General features: G+C 59.3%; 1 protein-coding gene. It reads right to left on the bottom strand.

The window, feature by feature from the left end:
* Window positions 1-55 precede the first annotated feature (55 nt).
* Window positions 56-1,155, bottom strand: a protein-coding gene (locus AC07E3_RS21400; RefSeq protein ID WP_478364749.1) for an IS3 family transposase whose coding sequence is annotated in 2 segments (ribosomal slippage) — window positions 56-903 and window positions 903-1,155 — 1,101 coding nt in all. Because the reading frame shifts where the segments join, the coding sequence is not laid out codon by codon here.
* Window positions 1,156-1,235 lie beyond the last annotated feature (80 nt).

Here is a 1,235-nt window from a genome sequence, read left to right as displayed (position 1 = left end):
TGACGTGCACCCCTTCTTTGGATCGCCCCGAACCGGAACTTCCGGGGTGTCGGGCTCAGGCGGCAGAAGGTGCCGATGAGCCTTTCATGAACGATATCGGCGGCTTGTTGCCGATTGCGCTGTGCGGGCGGACGTTGTTGTAGTCCTTACGCCATTCCTCCATTTTCGAGCGGGCGTCGTCAAGCGTCAGGAACCAGTGCGCATTGAGGCACTCCGTCCTGAACTTGCCGTTGAAGGACTCGATGAACGCATTGTCCGTGGGCTTGCCCGGGCGCGAGAAGTCGAGGATGACGTCATTGGCGTATGCCCACAGATCAAGGTCGCGGGAGATGAACTCCGAACCCTGGTCGACCCGGATCGTCTTCGGATAGCCGACCAACCGGCATGTCCGCTCCAGCGTTGCCACGACATCTTCTCCCCTGTAGCTGAACCGCGGATCGACAACCGGCGAGAAGCGCGAGAAGGTGTCGACGACGGTCAAAACGCGGATTTTGCGGCCCGTTGCCAGTTGATCATGGACGAAGTCCATTGCCCACACATCGTTGGAATGCATGGCCTCCGTCCGGTCCTCACGCAGCTTCGCCTTCACGCGGCGCTTCGGGGCCTTGTTGCGCAACTGCAACCCCATCTCCTTGTAAAGGCGATAGATTCGCTTGGCGTTCACGGGCCAACCCTCGCGGCGCAGCAGGACATGAACCCGCCGGTAGCCGTAGCGCACCCGCGTCGCTGCGATCTCCTTGATCCTGGCCTTCAGTGCAGCCTGGTCGCCGCGCTTCGACTTGTAGTGATAGAGCGAGGTATCGATCCGAAGACAAGAACAAGCGCGACGGATCGACACCTTCCAGTCTTCGCGAACCTCATCGACAAGCCAGCGTCGGCGAGCAGGCTTCAGAGCTTTTTTGACAGGACATCCTGCAGCATGGCCCGGTCGAGCGACAGATCGGCAACCAGCTTCTTCAGTCGATTGTTCTCGTCTTCCAGTTGGCGCATCCGCTTGACCTCCGACGGCGTCAGCCCGCCATAGCGCTTACGCCAATTGTAAAACGTTGCATCCGAGATACCTGCCTTGCGGCAGACCTCTGCAACCGGCGTTCCCTCATCGGCCTGGCGCAGGATGAAGGCGATCTGCGCCTCCGAAAACTTCGACTTCTTCATGGAATTCTCCTTCTCCCATGGCAGGGATCATAATTGGAAAATTCCAGTTCAGAACGGTCCGAAATCCGGGTGGCACGTCA

This window comes from Nitratireductor lacus (assembly GCF_056431025.1).
Note: the sequence above shows the minus strand (reverse complement) of the source record. Positions and strands in the feature narration are given on the sequence as shown.